Annotated in this window: 17 protein-coding genes; 9 read left to right on the top strand and 8 right to left on the bottom strand. The window is 68.1% G+C overall.

From position 1 onward, the window contains the following. Positions 1–2 precede the first annotated feature (2 nt). Positions 3–1,172, top strand: coding sequence for an RNA-guided endonuclease InsQ/TnpB family protein (locus tag OG303_RS01195; protein ID WP_405863803.1), 1,170 nt, complete (start codon positions 3–5; stop codon positions 1,170–1,172). A gap of 96 nt (positions 1,173–1,268) precedes the next feature. On the opposite strand, the gene OG303_RS01190 is transcribed toward OG303_RS01195, so the two are convergent. From OG303_RS01190 to OG303_RS01175, 4 genes are read right to left on the bottom strand one after another with little or no spacing between them, the layout of a single operon-like run. Beyond that, positions 1,269–2,555 carry an alpha-L-fucosidase gene (locus tag OG303_RS01190; RefSeq protein ID WP_405863801.1) on the bottom strand — a complete coding sequence of 429 codons (1,287 nt, stop codon included), beginning with the start codon at positions 2,553–2,555 and terminating at the stop codon, positions 1,269–1,271. 22 nt (positions 2,556–2,577) lie between these two features. Beyond that, complete coding sequence (locus OG303_RS01185; RefSeq protein WP_405863799.1) at positions 2,578–3,489, bottom strand: carbohydrate ABC transporter permease; 912 nt, start codon at positions 3,487–3,489, stop codon at positions 2,578–2,580. After that, complete coding sequence (locus tag OG303_RS01180) at positions 3,479–4,426, bottom strand: carbohydrate ABC transporter permease (protein ID WP_405863797.1); 948 nt, start codon at positions 4,424–4,426, stop codon at positions 3,479–3,481. Before OG303_RS01180 ends, OG303_RS01185 begins: the two co-directional genes overlap by 11 nt. Before the next feature lies 1 nt (position 4,427). Beyond that, positions 4,428–5,720: an ABC transporter substrate-binding protein gene (locus tag OG303_RS01175; protein ID WP_405863796.1), complete on the bottom strand. Its 1,293-nt coding sequence runs from the start codon at positions 5,718–5,720 to the stop codon at positions 4,428–4,430. A 96-nt stretch (positions 5,721–5,816) separates the two neighbouring features. On the opposite strand from OG303_RS01175, the gene OG303_RS01170 reads away from it, so the two are divergent. Further along, positions 5,817–7,025 carry an ROK family protein gene (locus OG303_RS01170; protein ID WP_405863794.1) on the top strand — a complete coding sequence of 403 codons (1,209 nt, stop codon included), beginning with the start codon at positions 5,817–5,819 and terminating at the stop codon, positions 7,023–7,025. Between the two features lie 364 nt (positions 7,026–7,389). Here OG303_RS01170 and OG303_RS01165 read toward each other — a convergent pair whose 3' ends face one another. Further along, positions 7,390–8,508, bottom strand: coding sequence for a fatty acid desaturase family protein (locus OG303_RS01165; protein WP_405863792.1), 1,119 nt, complete (start codon positions 8,506–8,508; stop codon positions 7,390–7,392). Between the two features lie 7 nt (positions 8,509–8,515). Further along, positions 8,516–9,571: a ferredoxin reductase gene (locus tag OG303_RS01160; protein WP_405863790.1), complete on the bottom strand. Its 1,056-nt coding sequence runs from the start codon at positions 9,569–9,571 to the stop codon at positions 8,516–8,518. 87 nt (positions 9,572–9,658) lie between these two features. Here OG303_RS01160 and OG303_RS01155 point away from each other — a divergent pair, with 87 nt between their 5' ends. Both OG303_RS01155 and OG303_RS01150 read left to right on the top strand, forming a co-directional pair. Continuing rightward, a complete protein-coding gene (locus OG303_RS01155) occupies positions 9,659–10,798 on the top strand; it encodes a PucR family transcriptional regulator (protein WP_405863788.1) in 1,140 nt (379 codons plus the stop codon). 388 nt (positions 10,799–11,186) lie between these two features. Beyond that, a complete protein-coding gene (locus OG303_RS01150) occupies positions 11,187–11,525 on the top strand; it encodes a thioredoxin family protein (RefSeq protein WP_405863786.1) in 339 nt (112 codons plus the stop codon). A 95-nt stretch (positions 11,526–11,620) separates the two neighbouring features. Here the strand turns inward: OG303_RS01150 and OG303_RS01145 are convergent, their stop codons facing one another. Both OG303_RS01145 and OG303_RS01140 read right to left on the bottom strand, forming a co-directional pair. Next, complete coding sequence (locus tag OG303_RS01145; protein WP_405863784.1) at positions 11,621–11,791, bottom strand: hypothetical protein; 171 nt, start codon at positions 11,789–11,791, stop codon at positions 11,621–11,623. Positions 11,792–12,095: 304 nt separating this feature from the next. Then, positions 12,096–12,389 carry a hypothetical protein gene (locus OG303_RS01140; RefSeq protein WP_405863782.1) on the bottom strand — a complete coding sequence of 98 codons (294 nt, stop codon included), beginning with the start codon at positions 12,387–12,389 and terminating at the stop codon, positions 12,096–12,098. A gap of 82 nt (positions 12,390–12,471) precedes the next feature. Between OG303_RS01140 and OG303_RS01135 the strand changes: the two genes are divergently transcribed. From OG303_RS01135 to OG303_RS01115, 5 genes are all read left to right on the top strand, one after another. Next, the gene (locus OG303_RS01135; RefSeq protein WP_405863780.1) at positions 12,472–13,914 is read left to right on the top strand and encodes an ATP-binding protein; all 1,443 of its coding nucleotides are present in this window, start codon (positions 12,472–12,474) and stop codon (positions 13,912–13,914) included. A gap of 123 nt (positions 13,915–14,037) precedes the next feature. Then, positions 14,038–14,490 carry a nuclear transport factor 2 family protein gene (locus OG303_RS01130; RefSeq protein WP_405863778.1) on the top strand — a complete coding sequence of 151 codons (453 nt, stop codon included), beginning with the start codon at positions 14,038–14,040 and terminating at the stop codon, positions 14,488–14,490. After that, positions 14,487–14,750 carry a hypothetical protein gene (locus OG303_RS01125; RefSeq protein ID WP_405863777.1) on the top strand — a complete coding sequence of 88 codons (264 nt, stop codon included), beginning with the start codon at positions 14,487–14,489 and terminating at the stop codon, positions 14,748–14,750. The genes OG303_RS01130 and OG303_RS01125 overlap by 4 nt, the downstream gene beginning before the upstream one ends. Before the next feature lie 5 nt (positions 14,751–14,755). Beyond that, positions 14,756–15,379 (top strand): response regulator transcription factor, encoded by a 624-nt coding sequence (locus OG303_RS01120; protein ID WP_405863775.1) that lies wholly within the window; start codon positions 14,756–14,758, stop codon positions 15,377–15,379. Positions 15,380–15,691: 312 nt separating this feature from the next. Beyond that, the gene (locus tag OG303_RS01115) at positions 15,692–16,546 is read left to right on the top strand and encodes an alpha/beta fold hydrolase (RefSeq protein ID WP_405863773.1); all 855 of its coding nucleotides are present in this window, start codon (positions 15,692–15,694) and stop codon (positions 16,544–16,546) included. Positions 16,547–16,566: the final 20 nt, after the last annotated feature.

Below are 16,566 nucleotides of genomic sequence, written 5' to 3'. Positions count from 1 at the left end.
TTATGGTCATGCTTGTGAAGATCGTGACGCAGGTGAAGCTGGTACCGGAGGCCGACCAGGCCGCCGCGTTGTCGGTGACCCTGCGAACGGTCAACGACCTGGCGTGCTGGGTGTCCGAGGTGGCATTTGTCAATGACGTGCCGCGTGAGTACGAGCTGCGTAAGCACACGTACGCGCATCTCAAGGCCTCCGGGCTGGGGGCGCAGGCGGCCCAGCACGTGATCAAGAAGGTGCGCGACGCGTACACCACGCTGCACGCCAACCTCAAGGCCGGGAACTACGGCAAGCCCGGCAGCAGGCGCCGCCGGAAGTCCGAGTCCAAGCCGATCATGTTCCGGCCCGATGCCGCCCAGCCGTACGACGACCGCTGTTTGAGCTGGCAGTACGACCAGCAAACGGTCTCCATCTGGACTACCGCAGGCCGCATCAAGGGCGTGCGCTTCGCGTGCTCGCAGGACGGGCTGAAGACGCTCCAGCACTACCGCAAGGGTGAGTCCGACCTGATTGAGCGGGACGGCAGCTTCTACCTGATGGCCACCTGTGACGTGCCCGAGGGCGCCGAGTACGAGCCGGACTCGTTCGTCGGCGTGGACCTCGGGATCGTCAACATCGCCACCACGTCCACCGGCTACCAGGCTGCCGGGCGCGGTCTGAACCGGTACCGCAAGCGGCAGCTTGCCTTGCGGGCCAAGCTCCAGAAGAAACGCACCAAGAGCGCCAAGCGCCGGCTCAAGGAGCGTTCCCGCCGCGAACAGCGGCACGTCAAGAACACCAACCACATCATCGCCAAGACGATCGTGACCGAGGCTGAACGCACCTCGGCCGGACTCTCCCTGGAAGAACTCAAGGGAATCCGGCAGAGGGTACGGCTCCGCAAGCCGCAACGGGTCGCATTCCACTCCTGGGCCTTCGCCCAGCTCGCAGACTTCATCGTCTACAAGGCCAAGCGGGCCGGTGTGCCCGTGGTCTTCGTTGATCCCGCGTACACATCTCAAACGTGCGCCGAGTGCGGCCACGTCGACAAGCGGAACCGTGTCGACCAGGCGCTTTTCATCTGCCGAGGGTGTGGGGTCGTTGCCCACGCCGACCGGAATGCTTCCCACAACATCTCCACCCGTGGCAAGAGCGTGTGGAATGCGGGGCGTGAGTCACGCGTCCCTGCCACCCCATAGGGGTGTCTGGACGGAGGAGACCACCCAGCAGCCAGTTGGGCTCTACTTCCAAGCCCGGTCCTTTAGGGCCAGGTCACGTTGACGTCTGGCCGTCCATCAGGTCAGGAACAGCTCGATGACCGGCACCGCCACCTCCGGCCGCTGCACCGGCAGCCGAAGTGTCAGCGTCCCCGCGGGCGGCGCGGACATCCGTGTGGTGTCCGGCGCCTGACCCTCGGCGATGCTCTGCACGGCGATCTCCGAGGCATCGTGCAGGAACTGCGCGTACCGCACCCGCCCGGCCAGCCCCGGCAGCTGCAGATGCCCGAACGGCCACGCGAACAGATGCACATAGAGCCGGTCACCGCGCTGTGTGTAGCGGCAGTCGGGCGGAGCCGCGAACTCGCTCGGCCCGCAGCCGTACACCGCCCGCGCGTGCAGCCGCATCCACTCACCGATGGCCCGGAAGGTCCGCTCGGCGCGCGGATCGATCAGCCCCCGTCCGGTCGGTCCGACGTTCAGCAGCAGATTGCCGTCCTTGGCGACGGTGTCGACGAGCATACGTACGAGGAGGTCGGGGGACTTGTCGTCGAGGTTGTCGCGGTCATAGCCCCAACTCCCGTTGAGTGTCTGGCAGACCTCCCACGCCACCCGCGAACCGTCGGCGGCGCGCATGGGCGCGTCGGGCTGGTACTGCTCGGGGGTGACGAAGTCGCCGGGGATGTCGAGCCGATCGTTGACGAGGATCCCCGGTTGCAACTGCCGCACCATGGCGAGCAGTTCCTCCGAGCGCCAGTCAGCAGGGCCCTTCCCGTTCCAGGTGTCGGGCCTGCCCTCGTAGGAGAAGTCGAAGAAGAGGTAATCGATCCGGCCGTACCCGGTGAGCAACTCCCGTACCTGCGCATGGAGATAGTCGGTGTATTTGGTCATGTCGCGGTCCGCGTTGGCAGCCTTGAACTCCTCGTCGTCGCGCTGCGGATGGTGCCCGTCGAGGGGGAACTGCGGATGGTGCCAGTCGAGCAGCGAGTGGTAGAAGCCGATCTGCATGCCCCGGTCCCGTACGGCCTTCACCAGCGGCGCGATCAGGTCCCTCCCGTACGGGGTGTTGGTCACCTTGTAGTCGGTGTGCGCGGAGTCCCACAGACAGAAGCCGTCGTGGTGTTTGGTCGTGATCACGAGGTAGCGCATCCCGGCCGCCTGGGCGAGCCGCGCCCACTCGTCGGGGTCGTGGAGATCGGGGTCGAAGTGGTCGAAGTAGGGCTGGTAGGCCTCGTCGGTGAGGCGCTCGCGGTTCTTCACCCACTCGTGGCGGGCGGCGAGCGAGTACAGCCCCCAGTGGACGAACATCCCGAAACGGGACTCGGCGAACCAGGTGTGCTCGCCTGTGGGAGAGGGGTTGGACATGGTGGTCCCTTCCGTAACTTCGTTACCGGCCGCCGAGGCCGCTGGTCGCGATCCCTCGGACGAGGTGTTTTTGCAGGATGATGAGCAGCAGTGTCGTGGGCGCCATGGAGATCACAGAGGCGGCCATGACGAGATTCCACTGGGTGCCCTGCTGCCCGAAGAACAGCTGGAGCCCGAGCGGGATGGTCGCTTTCTGGTTGACCGAGTTGGTGATGATCAGCGGCCACAGGAAGCTGTTCCAGTAGTTGATGAAGGTGAACACCGCCAGCACCGCGAGCGCCGGGCGCACCAGCGGAAGCATGATCTGGGCGAAGATCCGCACCTCACCCGCGCCGTCGATCCGTGCGCTCTCCGCGATCTCCGTCGGTATGGTCAGGAAGAACTGGCGCAGTAGGAACGTGCCGAAGGCCGTGAACGCCCAGGGGAAGATCAGCGCCTGGTACGAGTCGACCCAGCCGAACCAGCGCATCAGCAGGAACATCGGTACGACCAGGACCTCTTGAGGGATCATCAGCGTCGCCAGAAAGGTGAGGAACACTCCGTCCCGTCCTCGCCAGCGCAGCTTGGCGAAGGCGTATGCCGACATGCTCGACGCCACGAGGACCACGAGCGTGCCGCAGAGCGCGACAAGGAAGCCGTTGAGTACGAACCGTCCCAGCGGTAGAAACGTGAACGCCTCCTTGTAGTTCGCCCACCGAAGCACCGAACCCCACAGCTTCGGCGGCGAGCCGAACACCTCGTCCGCCGGCTTGAGCGAGGTCGCGACCATATAGACGAGCGGCGAGACGAAGGCCGCGGCGACCAGGTAGACGAACACGTGCGAGACAACGAGCCTGGTCCGCGCGCCTCGTTGGCGTCCTGAGCTTCCACGGGCAGCGGCCCGCGCCGACTGGGCGGTCGGCGTCATGGGGGCCCGCATCGGTTCAGAGGTCATAACTCACCCACCTGCGCTGCCCCGCGAACTGCACCGCGGTGACCCCGAGGATCAATACGAACAGGATCCAGGCTGCGGCGGAGGCGAGCCCGAACTGGAAGACGGAGAACCCCTCGTTGTAGACGAACATCATCAGCGTCTCCGTGTCGATCCCCGGCCCGCCGCCGGTCAGCAGGAACGGCTGGGTGAAGACCTGGAACGAGGTGATGAGCGTCATCGTCGTGGCGAAGAACAGCGCCGGCGAGATCAGCGGCAGTCTGATCCGCAGGAACATCCGCCAGGGCCCGGCCCCGTCGATCTGCGCCGCGTCCACGATCTGCTGCGGGATCGCGTCGAGGGCGGCGGAGAAGACCAGCATGTTGTAGCCGAAGCCCTGCCAGACGCTCATCGCCACGACCGCGGCCATCGCCCAGCCGTGCTCACCGAGGAAGTTGGGCGCATGGCTGCCGGTGACCGCCTTCATGGTGCCGTCGATCAGCCCGTCCGGCTGGTAGATCAGCCGCCAGACGATGGCGTTGGCGACCATCGGCGTCACCACCGGCAGGAAGAACAGCACCCGCAGCAGCCGCTGCCCCCTGATCCGCGGCGTCAGCCACACCGCGAGCCCTACCGACACCACCAGATTCAGCGGTACGTAGAGCATGACGAACAGCACGGTGTTGAACAGCGCCCGCCGGAAGACCGGGTCGTGGAAGAGGGTCGTGAAGTTGCTGAGCCCGGTGAACTCGTGGGCTCCGGCCGCGGGCCACTTGAAGAATGCGATCGTCAGCGACATCGCGATGGGGAACAACGTGAACAGCGTCAGCCCGATCAGACTCGGCGAGGCGAAGAAGGCGGCGGCCCGGCCGTCACCCCGCCGCCGGCGGGGAGCCCCGGACCCGGTGGGGCGCACCGCCCTGTGCGGCTGACGCGGCCGGAGCAGGGTGCCGGACGGCACGTCAGCCCGTCCCCGCCTGCTGCTGGACCTGCTGGAGGACACTGGCACCGGACTCCTGACCGTTGAATGCCTGAACCCCGTACTGGGAGAGCAGCTTGGTCACCTGATCCCAGTTCTTGGTGGTCTTGAACGGTGTGGCTGACTTGTTGGCCGCGTCGATGACCTCCTGCGCCCCGGGGAACGCGTTCTTGTACCACTGGTCCTGGACGGCCGTCCGCGCCGGGAAGGCCCGCCCCAGCGCACCCAGTTCGCCCAGCACCTTGGCACTGGTCATGGTCTTGATCGCCTGGAACGCCTGGTCCGGGTACTTGCAGGACTTGGAGATCCCGAACCCGGACCCGGCCGAGTACGTCTTCGTCCCGTCCGGCCCCGCAGGAATGGTCGCCAGACCCACGTCGAACTTGGCCTGCGTCTTGAGCGAGAGCACCGACCACGGTCCGTTGACCGACATCGCCACGTTCCCGTTGAGGAACTGTGTGTCGGGGAAGGCGTTGTCCACGCCCGGTACCTTCGGCGCCACGTGGTCCTTGGCGGACAGCCCGGTGTACCAGTCGAAGCCGCTGACCATGGTCTTGCCGGTGAGCGCGAGCTTGCCGCCCCCGCTGACCGGCTCGGCCCCGGTCCGGGAGAGCAGCATCGGGAACATGTACAGATCCACCGGATAGGCCGCGAACCCGTACTTGCCGCCACGGGTCAGCTTCTTGGCCGCCGCCTCGAACTCGGCCATGGTCCACCCGACCTTCGGCGCGGGCACACCGGCGGCCTTGAACATGTCCTTGTTGTACGTGACCACCAGTGAGCCGAAGTCGTAGGGGAGTGCGTACTGCTTCCCGCCGGATGCCAGCCCATCGATGATCGACTTGTTGAAAGATCCGATGTCTAGCTTGTTCTTGGTGATGAGATCCCCGAGTGGGAGCATCCCGTCGGTGTAGCCGCCGACCCGCAGGCTCTGCATGGAGACGATGCAGGGTGCGCTGCCCCCGGCGAGCCGGGTGCCGAGCTTGGTGAAGTAGTCGGCGAAGGGGGAGGTGTCGAGCTTGACCTTGATCTTCGGGTTGTCCGCGGTGACCTCGTCGGCCACCTTCTGCCAGGCGTTGCGGTCGGCGGTGCCGGAGGCCCACATCGACCAGGTGAGGGTGACGTCGCCATTGGCTTTCTGGCTGCCGCCCGAGCTCTGATCGCTGCCGCCGCATGCGACGCAGCCCGCCGCGATGACCACCGTGGCGAGCCCCATGACCAGGGCTCTTGTCGTCTGCTTCGTGCCTGTCCTGCTACTTCTGGGGGTCTTGCCCATCGCTGCTCCAGTCAATAAGCTCAGGGCCGAGTTAATTAGCGCGAAACGTAGGCTTGCCGTGTGGCACTGTCAAGGGATTGGACCGAAAGACACCCGATGAATCCGCGCCGGACCGCCGAGCAACCCCCTGCCCGCCCACCCCGCCGCACCACCAGCAGATCCGCCGAACGTGGCGACATCACCCGCGTGGAGATCCTGGCGCTGCTCTCCACTGCCGGACCGCTGGACCGCCAGCAGATCGCCAAGTGGCTGCAGCTGGGCGTGGGAACGGTGCACGAGCACACCCGACGACTCCTGGAAGCCGGTTACCTCCAGGCCCTCGAACCGCAGTCCGGCACCGTCGGCCGCCCCCGCATCCCCCTGCGGATCGTGCCCGAAGCCGCCGCCACCCTTGGCATCCGCATCGCCACCGACCATGTCGTCGCCGTGGTGGTCGGCCTGGACGGCCGGATGGAGGCATCCGACGTCCACCCCTTCGATCCCGCCCCCGCCGCGAACCCGATCGCCCAGCTCCTCCAGGTCATCCGCGGCTACCTCGACGACCCCGCGCTGCGCCCGCGCCTCAAAGCCGTCGGCGTGGCCACCCCCGACACCGTCGACCCGGACACCGGCTATCTCCACTTCGCCCCCCGCTTCGGCTGGACCGACTTCCCCCTCGGCCAACTCCTGCGCGACCAGCTCCCGGTCCCTGTCCTCGTCGACAACGACCTCATCGCCAGCACCACCGCAGAACTCCTCTACGGCGCCGGCCGCGAGCACGACGACTTCCTCGTCCTCGCACTCGGCGACGGAGTGGGCCTCGGAGCGGTACTGGACCGCCGGGTACACCGGGGCCCCGGCGGACTGTCCAGCGAGTTCGGCCACAGCCCGGTCCGCGATACGGGAGTGCTCTGCGGTTGCGGCGCCCGCGGATGTCTGGAGACCTTCACCAACGACCAGGGCATCCTGCGTGAGGCCCGCCGACGAGGGCTCGCCACCGAGGACACGGACATCCAGGAAATCCGCACCCGGGCGATCGCCGGGGACCAGGACCTCCTGTCCCTCCTCACCGACATCGGAGTGATCCTCGGCCGGGCCCTGGCCGGCGTCGTCAATCTCCTCGGCACGCCCACCATCGCCGTCATCGGCGAGAACCACGCCCTGTGGCCCGGCCTGGAACCCGGTTTCCTCGACGCCATGCGCACGAGTCCCATCACCGCGGCGCACCGCGTGAAGGTGGTCGTACGCCCCTGGCGCGACAGCCAACACGCCCGCGGTGCAGCGACGTTGGCCCTCGGCGCACCCGGAACACTCACGCGGGAATGAGGACAACGGCGGGGACAGTCAGGGCAAGTACTTACAGGTTGGCCTCGGGAAGCAGGTTGGCCATGGCCAAGGACACGTCTGGCGGGACGACCTTGGCCTCGCGCCCGTGCACGAGCGGAAGGCGGAGAACCATCTGCTGCGGCACCAACTGGCCGACGGCACTGGCGTGGTCCGGATCTTGCCGACACAGTCTTACAGCGGAGCCACCACACACTCTGTGCCGCCCGACCTCATCTGATCGCCCAGTGGTGGCGGATCCCGTGTCGTACGGTCTGATGTCGCGGCCGCCCACCGTCCGCAACGGATCTCACCGAACCCGGCGGTGGCGCCGGTACGGCCGAAAGATCTGAGCCAGTACCGGGAATCAGGCCGCGACGAGCTCCTGCTCGCGGTCCGGCGTCTTGACCTTGGGCTTCTTGTTCGGCAGCGAGAGCCGGAAGACCTTGTGCCACGCGGAGAACACCTGCTTGGGCAGCGGGCCGGTGACGTACTCCAGCTCGTACTTCTCGAACAGCGCGCGCACCTTCACCGCGACCTCGGCGTACCGGTTGCTCGGCAGGTCCGGGAAGAGGTGGTGCTCGATCTGGTGCGACAGGTTGCCGGTCATGAAGTGCATGGCCCTGCTGCCGCTGATGTTCGCCGAGCCCATCATCTGGCGCAGGTACCACTGGCCGCGCGTCTCGCCCTTGATCGACCGGCGCTCGAAGACCTGCACGCCCTCGGGGAAGTGCCCGCACATGATCACCGAGTGGGTCCAGATGTTGCGGACCAGGTTCGCGGTGAACGTGGCGGCGAGCGTGGTGAGGAACGACGGGCCCGACAGCAGCGGGTGGATCACGTAGTCCTTGAGTACCTGCTTGCGGATCTTGCGGCCCACGGCCTTGGCCCGCGCGCGGAACTCCGGGTTGTTGCGGCGGCGCTTGTGCAGGTTCTTGCCGAGCTCCAGGTCGTACGCTGCGATGCCGTACTCGAAGAAGCAGGCGTTGAGGAAGTTCCACAGCGGCTGGCCGAGGTGGAACGGGTGCCACTTCTGGTCCTCGTCGACGCGCATGATGCCGTAGCCGAGGTCGTTGTCCTTGCCGATCACGTTGGTGTACGTGTGGTGCAGCTCGTTGTGCGAGTGCTTCCACTGCTCGGACGGCGAGACGTGATCCCACTCCCAGGTGGTGGAGTGAATCTTCGGGTCTCGCATCCAGTCCCACTGGCCGTGCAGGATGTTGTGGCCGATCTCCATGTTGTCCATGATCTTCGCCACGGACAGACCGGCGGTGCCGATCAGCCACGCGGGCGGGAAGATCGAGAACAGCAGCACGCCCCTGCTGACCAGCTCGAGCTTGCGCTGCGCCGAGATGACCTTACGGATGTAGGCGGCGTCTTTCTCGCCGCGGTCGGCGATCACCTCGTCGCGGATCGCGTCCAGCTCGCGGCCAAGCTCCTCGATCTGCTCCGCGGTCAGGTGGGCGGTGGGGTCGATGGCGGTCAAGGTGCTCCTACCGTTCGATGTCGCAGGGGCCCGCCGCGGCGGACACGCAGGTCTGGATGAGGACGCCCGGCTCGGCCTCGGTGATCTCGCCGGTGCGCAGGTCGCGAACGGCGCCCGCCTTGAGCGGCGTGACGCAGCCGAAGCAGATGCCCATGCGGCACCCGGAGGGCATGAGCACGCCGGCCTCCTCGCCGATGTCCAGCAACGGCGTGGCGCCGTCCGCGTCGACGGTCTTGCCGGTGGTGCTGAACGTGACCTCGCCGCCGTCGCCGGCGACGACGATGCTGGGGCGGAAGCGTTCGGTGTGCAGGCGCTCGTGGACGCCGTGCTCGCTCCAGTGCTTTTCGGCTGCGTCGAGCAGGCCCGCGGGCCCGCAGGCCCAGGTCTCGCGCTCGGTCCAGTCGGGCACGAGTGCGTCGAGACGGGCGATGTCGAGCATGCCGTCCGTGTCGGTGTGCACCTCGGTGAGCCGCAGCTTCTTGTTGGCGACCAGGTCGTGCAGTTCGTTGCGGAAGATCACGTCTTGCGGCTGTGGCGCGCAGTGGACCATGGCGACGTCGTCGAACTCGGTGTCGCGCAGCATGCCCATCACGGGCGTGATGCCGCTGCCGGCCGTCAGGTAGAGCACCTTGGCGGGCTTGGCCTGCGGCAGCACGAAGTCACCGGTCGGCTGGTCGAGCTGGATCAGCGTGCCCGGTTTGGCCCTGCGGACCAGGTGGTTGCTGACCTTGCCGTCCGGGATCGCCTTCACGGTGATCGTGACGCGGCCGTCCTGGCGGTTTGTCGGCGAGGTGAGGGAGTAGGCACGCCACAGGCGCACCCCGTCGACGTCGACCCCGATCCGCACGTACTGACCGGCTGTGTGGCCGCGCCAGCCCCGCCCCGGTCTGATCACGATGGTCGCGGCGTCACCCGTCTCGGGGTGCACGGCCTCGATGCGCCCACGCAGGTCAGCGCCCGCACGCAGCGGGCTGACCAGGTCGAGGTAGTCCGACGGCAGCAGCGGTGTCGTGACCATCTCCAGCATTTTCCACGCCCTGCTGCGGAGGGCTGCACTCGTCATGACTCCAGCTTGCTGCGCCTCAAGGCGTAAAGTCCTGACCGCAGGACGTAAATCTGGTCGGCTGAATTGTTCGCAGGGAACAAAAACATGAGCCATGCAATCCGGAGGGCCAGCGAACTGGCCCTGGATGAGACGACGGTCACGGCACTTCGGGCCGCGCTGAAGAGCACCGCCGACGAGGTCGTCCAGGCGATCATCGACGAGGTCCCTCCCTACGCCAACGCCCTCTCGGGCCACATGGGCGCCACCATCCGCCGAGCCGTCCGCACCGCCCTGGGGCACTACCTGGACCTCGCGAGCCAGAACGCCACAGGCGGCGACGCCGGTGACGCCGCCTACGAGCTGGGCCGCGGCGAGGTGCGCGACGGCCGTTCGATGGACGCCCTGCTCAGCGCCTACCGCGTCGGCGCCCGCGTGGCCTGGCGATGCCTGGCAGCGGGTGCCGTACCCGCAGGTCTGCCCGCAGCCGAGGTCGCCAAGTTCGCCGAGCTGACCTTCGCCTACATCGACGAGCTCTCCGCCGCGAGCGCCGCGGGCCACGCCGACGAACTGGCCGCCCGGGGCAGGGACCACGAGCGCCACCTGGAACACCTGGCCCGCGACCTCCTCGCCGGCGCGAGCCCGGACGTGCTGCTGGCCTCTGTTCAACGGGCCGGGTGGCAGCCTCCGGTTTCGCTGACCGCGGTCCTGCTGCCCGCCGCCCAGGCCCGGCCTGCCTACCGCGCGCTCGACGCGAGCACCCTCGTCCTCGACGACCTGCCGGACGCCACCGGTGTGCTGCTCGTCCCCGATGCCGACCGATCACATCTCCTGCGGCAGCTGACCGACCGCACCGCCGTGGTCGGCCCGGCCCGGCCATGGACTCGTGCGTCCGCCTCGTACGCACGAGCCGTACGCGCGCGCTCCCTCTCCTCTGATATTCGCGACACCGAGGACCACCTGCCCGAGCTGGTGCTGAGCGCCGACGTGGACGCGTTCGCAGACCTGCGTGCCCGAGCCCTCGCACCGTTGCGGACCTTGCCTGTCGCGACCGCACGGCGGCTGGAGGAGACGTTGCGGGCGTGGCTGCTGCACCAGGGCAGGCGGGAGGAGGTGGCGGCGGCGTTGTTCGTCCATCCCCAGACAGTCCGGTACCGGATGTCGCAGCTGCGGGAGCTGTTTCCGGATCTCGCATCGCCACACCGGGTCCTTGAACTGACGCTGGCGGTCGGTCTTCGGGTCAGCTGACGCGTACTTCGACCGTCCACGACCACGTCCGCGAGCGGTCCAGGAATCGTGCCTCGTTCTCGGTGCCATCAGCTGGCTCATGCGGCCTGGGAAAGAGCGGTATTAGCTATGCCCTGGGAAACGGCTTTCATGTCGTCGTGGAGGGCGCTGTCCTGGCACGAGCTGACCCACGGGCGCGCGGCGGGCTGCAGCTGGGTGACCGGCGGAGCGGCCAGGCCGGGTCACCAGGAGAGGGGGCCGGGCCGCTCGCGCCGGGGGCCACCGTGGTTCTGCGACGGCCCCGTGCCTCCCTTCCGACAGGTCAGCCGGACGACCGACCGGGCCGGCCTGGCACACCGCGCGAGGGATGATGGGGATGGAATGACGGAACGTGAGGTCAGGAGCTTGCATGGCGAAGCGGGTTCACCGACCCCGTGAGGACGCGGAGTTCAATTTCATCCTCGGGATGAGCAAAGTTCCGGTCCTCGCCTACTTCACCGGGACATGGCCCAAGGCAATCGAGCCCTGCCGGGTGATGGACCTCGTCGTGGGTGGCATCGCTGACGACTACACGGGCCGCCTGACGGCCGTCCGCACCGACATCACGCGTTGTCCGGCCGCGACCGAGCGATACGGGATCACCGGAGCCCCGTCCTACGTCCTGCTGAAGGAGGGAGAGGCGGTGGCGCACGCCACGGGGCCTATGACCACCGCCGAGGTACGGAAGTTCCTGGACGGCCACCTCTGAGTGGCCGCTGCGGCACGTGGCCGGGACGCCCGTCACGTCTGGTCTACGAGAGCTGCGCCGCCTGAGACACCTTGAGGCTGAGACACCCCCACAGGTCACATAACTCCGTCCAGGACGAGGTCCTCGCCGACCTGTGCCGCGGCCTGGACGATGTCGGGGAAGGCGGGAGTCAGGTCCGAGCCCTGGCGGGATTGAGCCCGGATCAGGTCGGTGCGCGCGAAGACGATGGCCCTGAACCCGTCCGGCTTGGGCTCGAACTGCAGCACGCCGGGAAGCGCCCGTCGGGCGGCAATTCCCGCCGGGCTTCGGCAAGTACCGGGTCGATGCGGTACAACCGCGCGTGCTCGTCGCGCTCGAGCCGACAGCACCTGGTCGGGACAACTTGCCGGCGCAGCGCCGACCCGAGGATGTAACCGGCGCCCTTTGGCGGATCCAACGCCGTCGTCCCGGCCGCTTGTTGACTGGGACGGCCGGCGGTGCGCCGAGGCGCACCGCTCGGGTGGACCACGACCCCGACCATGAGGCCGACTGCGGGACTGGTCGCGCCGCGCTCATCCTGACCGCGACTGGTCAGCGCGTGACGTCTGCCGATGTGGGCCCTGTCCAGGGGACTCGTTGGGCGGGGTGGTGGACGGGGCGCCATACGGGTGCGCAGGGGCCGTAGTGGAGCATGTCGGCCAGCGGTGCCGCGAGGACGGGGGTGTCGTACGGGGAGCGGGACCGCGCCGGCAGCCCTGCCCTCGCGCGCGGGGCCCTGGTCCGGTTGTCGGCACCGGCGGGTCCGGTGCCGTCCAGGACGAGCAGGATGCGGGGGAAGAGCGGGTAGCGCTGCCGCCGTTCCCGAGCGCCTGAAGCTGGAGGCATCATGAGAGACAAGGAGCCTCGGGCAGAGGCTGCCGGGGCGCGCCCGCCGCCCCCGGCTGTGGCCGCTGAACCGGGAGTCCTGATGCAAGATCTCGAACTGGCCGACTACCGGGACCTCGTACAGTCCCTGAAGTACTGCGTGCTGATCCACGACGCCGCCACGTACGACATCCTCTGGGCCAACCACGCGGCCTGCGCGCTGCTCGGCTGGAGCGTCGACGAGCTGAAGCCGCTCAAGGCGCCGGACATGAGCAAGAACGCCCAGCAGTACAGTCGGGAGCTGGGACATCGCTGGCTGCGCGGGGCCGTCGAGCACGGGGTCAACGCCACCGAGTGGTGCTACCGCTCCAAGCTCGGCGAGGAGGTGCTCACCGAGGCCATCGCCATCCTGGTCGACCTCCCGTCCCGGCCGGTCATCATGGTCCAGTTCCGGGACATCGAGGAGGAGAAGGCCGTCCGGCGCGATCTCTTCCGCACCGAGGGCAGGCTCCGGGCCTTCCTGGCGAGCCTCGCCGAGGGCATCGTCGTACTCGACGACGAGGGGCGGGTCATCTTCGCCAGCGAGTCGGCCACCAAACAACTCGGCCCGCACCTGCACGGCGCCGACTTCGCCGACTACTGCCACGACGGGGCCGTACCCGCCGACGCGGGCCGCTACCGGTTCGCCGAGCCGGGTGGAGAACCCCGCTGGTACGCGGTCACCCGCCAGTACATCGACATCGAGAGCGACCTCCGCGGCCATCTGCTGCTCTTCTACGACATCACCGACCGGGTGCGGGAGGAGGAGGAGCACCGCCGCGACACCCAGCACCTCAACCACCTCGCCCGGTACAACGCCATGGGGGACATGGCGATGGCCATCGCGCACGAGGTCAGCCAGCCGATCGCCGCCGCCTACAACTTCGTCGAAGGCGCGCGGGGCCGCCTTCAGGCGCAGGCATCCGGGGCCGACACCGATTCCGTCATCTGGGGACTGGACAACGCCAAGCGGCAGATCGAACGGGCGAGCAGGATCCTCGACAGCCTGCGGCAGTACGTGGGCCGGTTGGAGCACGCCGAGCAGCCGGCCGACCTGGGGGAAATCGTCCTGGACTGCCGGTACTTCATCGAGCTGCGCGCTCAGGGTGCCTGCGTACAGGTCGACTTCGACCTGACCGCCGAGCCCCTGCCGGTGCGCTGCGAGAACGTCCTCATCGGCCAGGTCGTGATGAACCTCGCCTTCAACGGCATCGAGGAGATGGCCACTTGGCCGCCCGAGCGGCGCCGGGTGGAGCTGACCACCAGGCTGTCCCGGGACGGGGAGTGGGCGGAACTCGTGGTCCGGGATCACGGGCGGGGCCTCGCGGGCGTCCCCGGCGACCGGATGTTCGACGGGGTGTTCACCGGCAAGGCGAACGGCAGCGGGATCGGGCTGGCGCTCAGCCACCGGATCATCACCCGGCACGGCGGCCGTATCTCCGCCGCCGAAGGAGAACCCGACGGAGCCGTGTTCTCCTTCGCACTGCCCATGGCCCGGGATCAATAGGGGATTCCCTTACCCCGGGGAAGGGAAATACCGGCGGACCCGCGCTGAAACCCGGGTTGTCCCGGTCGGTGCGGAACATCTAGCCTTTTGCGAAAGATTCCCGAGGCATTCGAGGTATCGCCCATGGGGAACCAGAGAGAACACGTGATGGACACCCTCGACCGGTACCTGCGACTGTGCGACGTTCCCGTCCGGGACGAAGTGACGGGCGAGCTCGGCGAGTTGTTCACCGACGACGCCGTCTGGGAGGGCGTGGGCCCGGAGTACTCCGGTGAATTCGGCCGCCGGGAGGGCAGGGCGGCCATCCTGGAGATGCTCGCCGGGTACCTGCCGCCCAGCCCGCACTTCCGGGAGAACGTCCATCTGCTCTTTCCCGGAAGCCTCGACCTGCAGGAGACCACCGGCCGGGGAACCTGGCTGATGCAGCAGTTGTCCCGCTATCCGTCGGGCGCCGCCGAGATGAGGGTGGCGCGGCTGGACGTGGCCTTCCGCCTCGCACCGGACGGGCCGGCCCGCATCTCGCTGTTCCGCACCGAGCGGCTCTTCAGCACCCCGCTGACGAAGGGGGCGGCGTGACCACCGACGCCAGGACCATGCTCCTGACCTGCTACGCGGACACCCATGGCTATGGCTGGCACCACGTGGACCTGTTCACGCACGACCACACGGGCCGGGAGGTCAACTGGGTGCACTGGCAGGTCGACGAGGACGGCCCGGCCGGCGCCGACCGGGCCACCGCGCGGGTCGAGCCGACACTGCGCCGGACCGGGGAGTGGCGACACGGGACCAGCGCCGACGGCGGCGAGTACTGGACCGCACAGGCCGCCTGGGGGTGACCGGGATGACCGCGCAGAGCATCGTCTACATCGTCGACGACGACCGCGAGCTGTGCCTGTCCCTGGCCTGGCTGCTGGAGTCGGTGCGGATCCAGGCGGTCTGCTTCACCGATGTCGCCTCCTTCCTGGAGTCCTACGACCCGGACCGCCCCGCCTGCATGGTGTTGGACGTACGGATGCCCGAGGTCGGCGGCTTCCAGCTCCAGGAGATCCTCAACCGGGCCGGATCCGCCATCCCGGTCATCTTCGTCTCCGCGCACGGCGACATCCGGATGTCGGTGCGCGCCCTGCAGAACGGCGCCGTCGACTTCCTGGAGAAGCCCTACGACCCCCAGCACATGCTGGACGTCGTCCAGCAGACGCTGCGCACCGCGCAGGAACGGTTCGCGCAGGCGTCCCGAACACGACTGCTACGGGCGCGACTTGACCAGCTCAGCCCGCGTGAGCTGGAGATCCTGCGCATGGTGATCGACGGCTTGCCCAGCAAGAACATCGCGACCCGGCTCGGGATCAGCGTCAAGACCGTCGACGTGCACCGCACCCGTATCCGGGAGAAGGCCGGCGCCGAGAGCATGGCCACCCTCGTCCGCGACGTGCTCCAGCACGGCCTCACGCTGCCGTCCGCGTGAGGCCCGTAAAGAAATCCCTACACCAGTAGGGAAAACACTGCGGACCAGATGCATATCACCTGATTGCCGCTCGTTGTCCGGCACTTGTACGCTCCCGCCAATCCTCATCGGAAACGGGAGTCGGATATGGCTCAGGAAGTCCTCGAGACCATGGCGGAACAACGAATCCGTATCGCTCTCCGCTTGTCCGTGATGATGTGTTTCTTCTTCCCGACCGCGGCGAGGCCGTCGCCACCGGGCACTCCACCTTCCGGTCCATGCAGCTCAAGGCGCTGACCGGTGTCAGCTGAAACCACCAGAGAGGACGTCGTCATGGAGACGGACGCAATTGCCGGGGACGGGATCAGATCGACCACGGTCACGGGGGCAGACGGAGTACCGCTGCGCGTGCTCGACGCCGGATCCGAGGACGCCCCCGCGGTGATACTGCTGCACGGCTTCGCCCAGTCCGCCCGCAGCTGGCTCCACCAGCTCACCGCACCACGGTCGATCCGCGTGGTCGCACCCGATCTGCGCGGCCACGGCCACTCCGGCAAACCCGACACCGGATACCTGGACGAGCGGGTGTGGGCCGACGACGTGGCGGCCGTGATCGATGAACTGCGGCTCGACAGGCCCGTATTGGGTGGCTGGTCCTACGGCGGCCTGGTGGCCCTCGACTACATCGCTGTGCACGGCGACTCGGCGCTGTCGGGGCTGCTCACCGTGGACGCCTCCCTGCTGGCGGGCGTACCGGGCGCGGAGCGGATGTTCGGCCCGGACTTCGTGGCCCTGTTGCCGGGGCTGACGGACGAGGACGAGGACACCGTCGCCGCGGTCCGCCGCAAGCTGCTCGACGTGTCCGTCGAACGCCCCCTCGCCGCCGACACGGCACAGACCCTGCTCGACGCGAGCCTGCACACCCCGCCCCGCGTCCTTGCCGCACTGCTGCAACGCCCCCTGGATCGCAGTGGGACGGCGGCCGAGGTCACCGTGGACTGGCTGGCCGTCCAGGGCGGCAGTGACCGGATCGTCGCGCCGGCCGCGCTGGACCACATCGCCGCCGTCTGCCCGGCCGCGCAGGTGCAGCTGTGGGAAGGGACGGGTCACTCGCCCTTCCTGGAGGAACCCGACCGGTTCGACGAGCAGTTGACCGCCTTCGTGAGGCGTTCAGTCTCAGGGAGCTAGGGAATTCCCTTACGCGACGT

Origin of the sequence: Streptomyces sp. NBC_00005 (assembly GCF_045160215.1) — a bacterium.
GTDB lineage: Bacteria > Actinomycetota > Actinomycetes > Streptomycetales > Streptomycetaceae > Streptomyces.
This window is presented reverse-complemented; position numbering and strand designations above follow the sequence as displayed.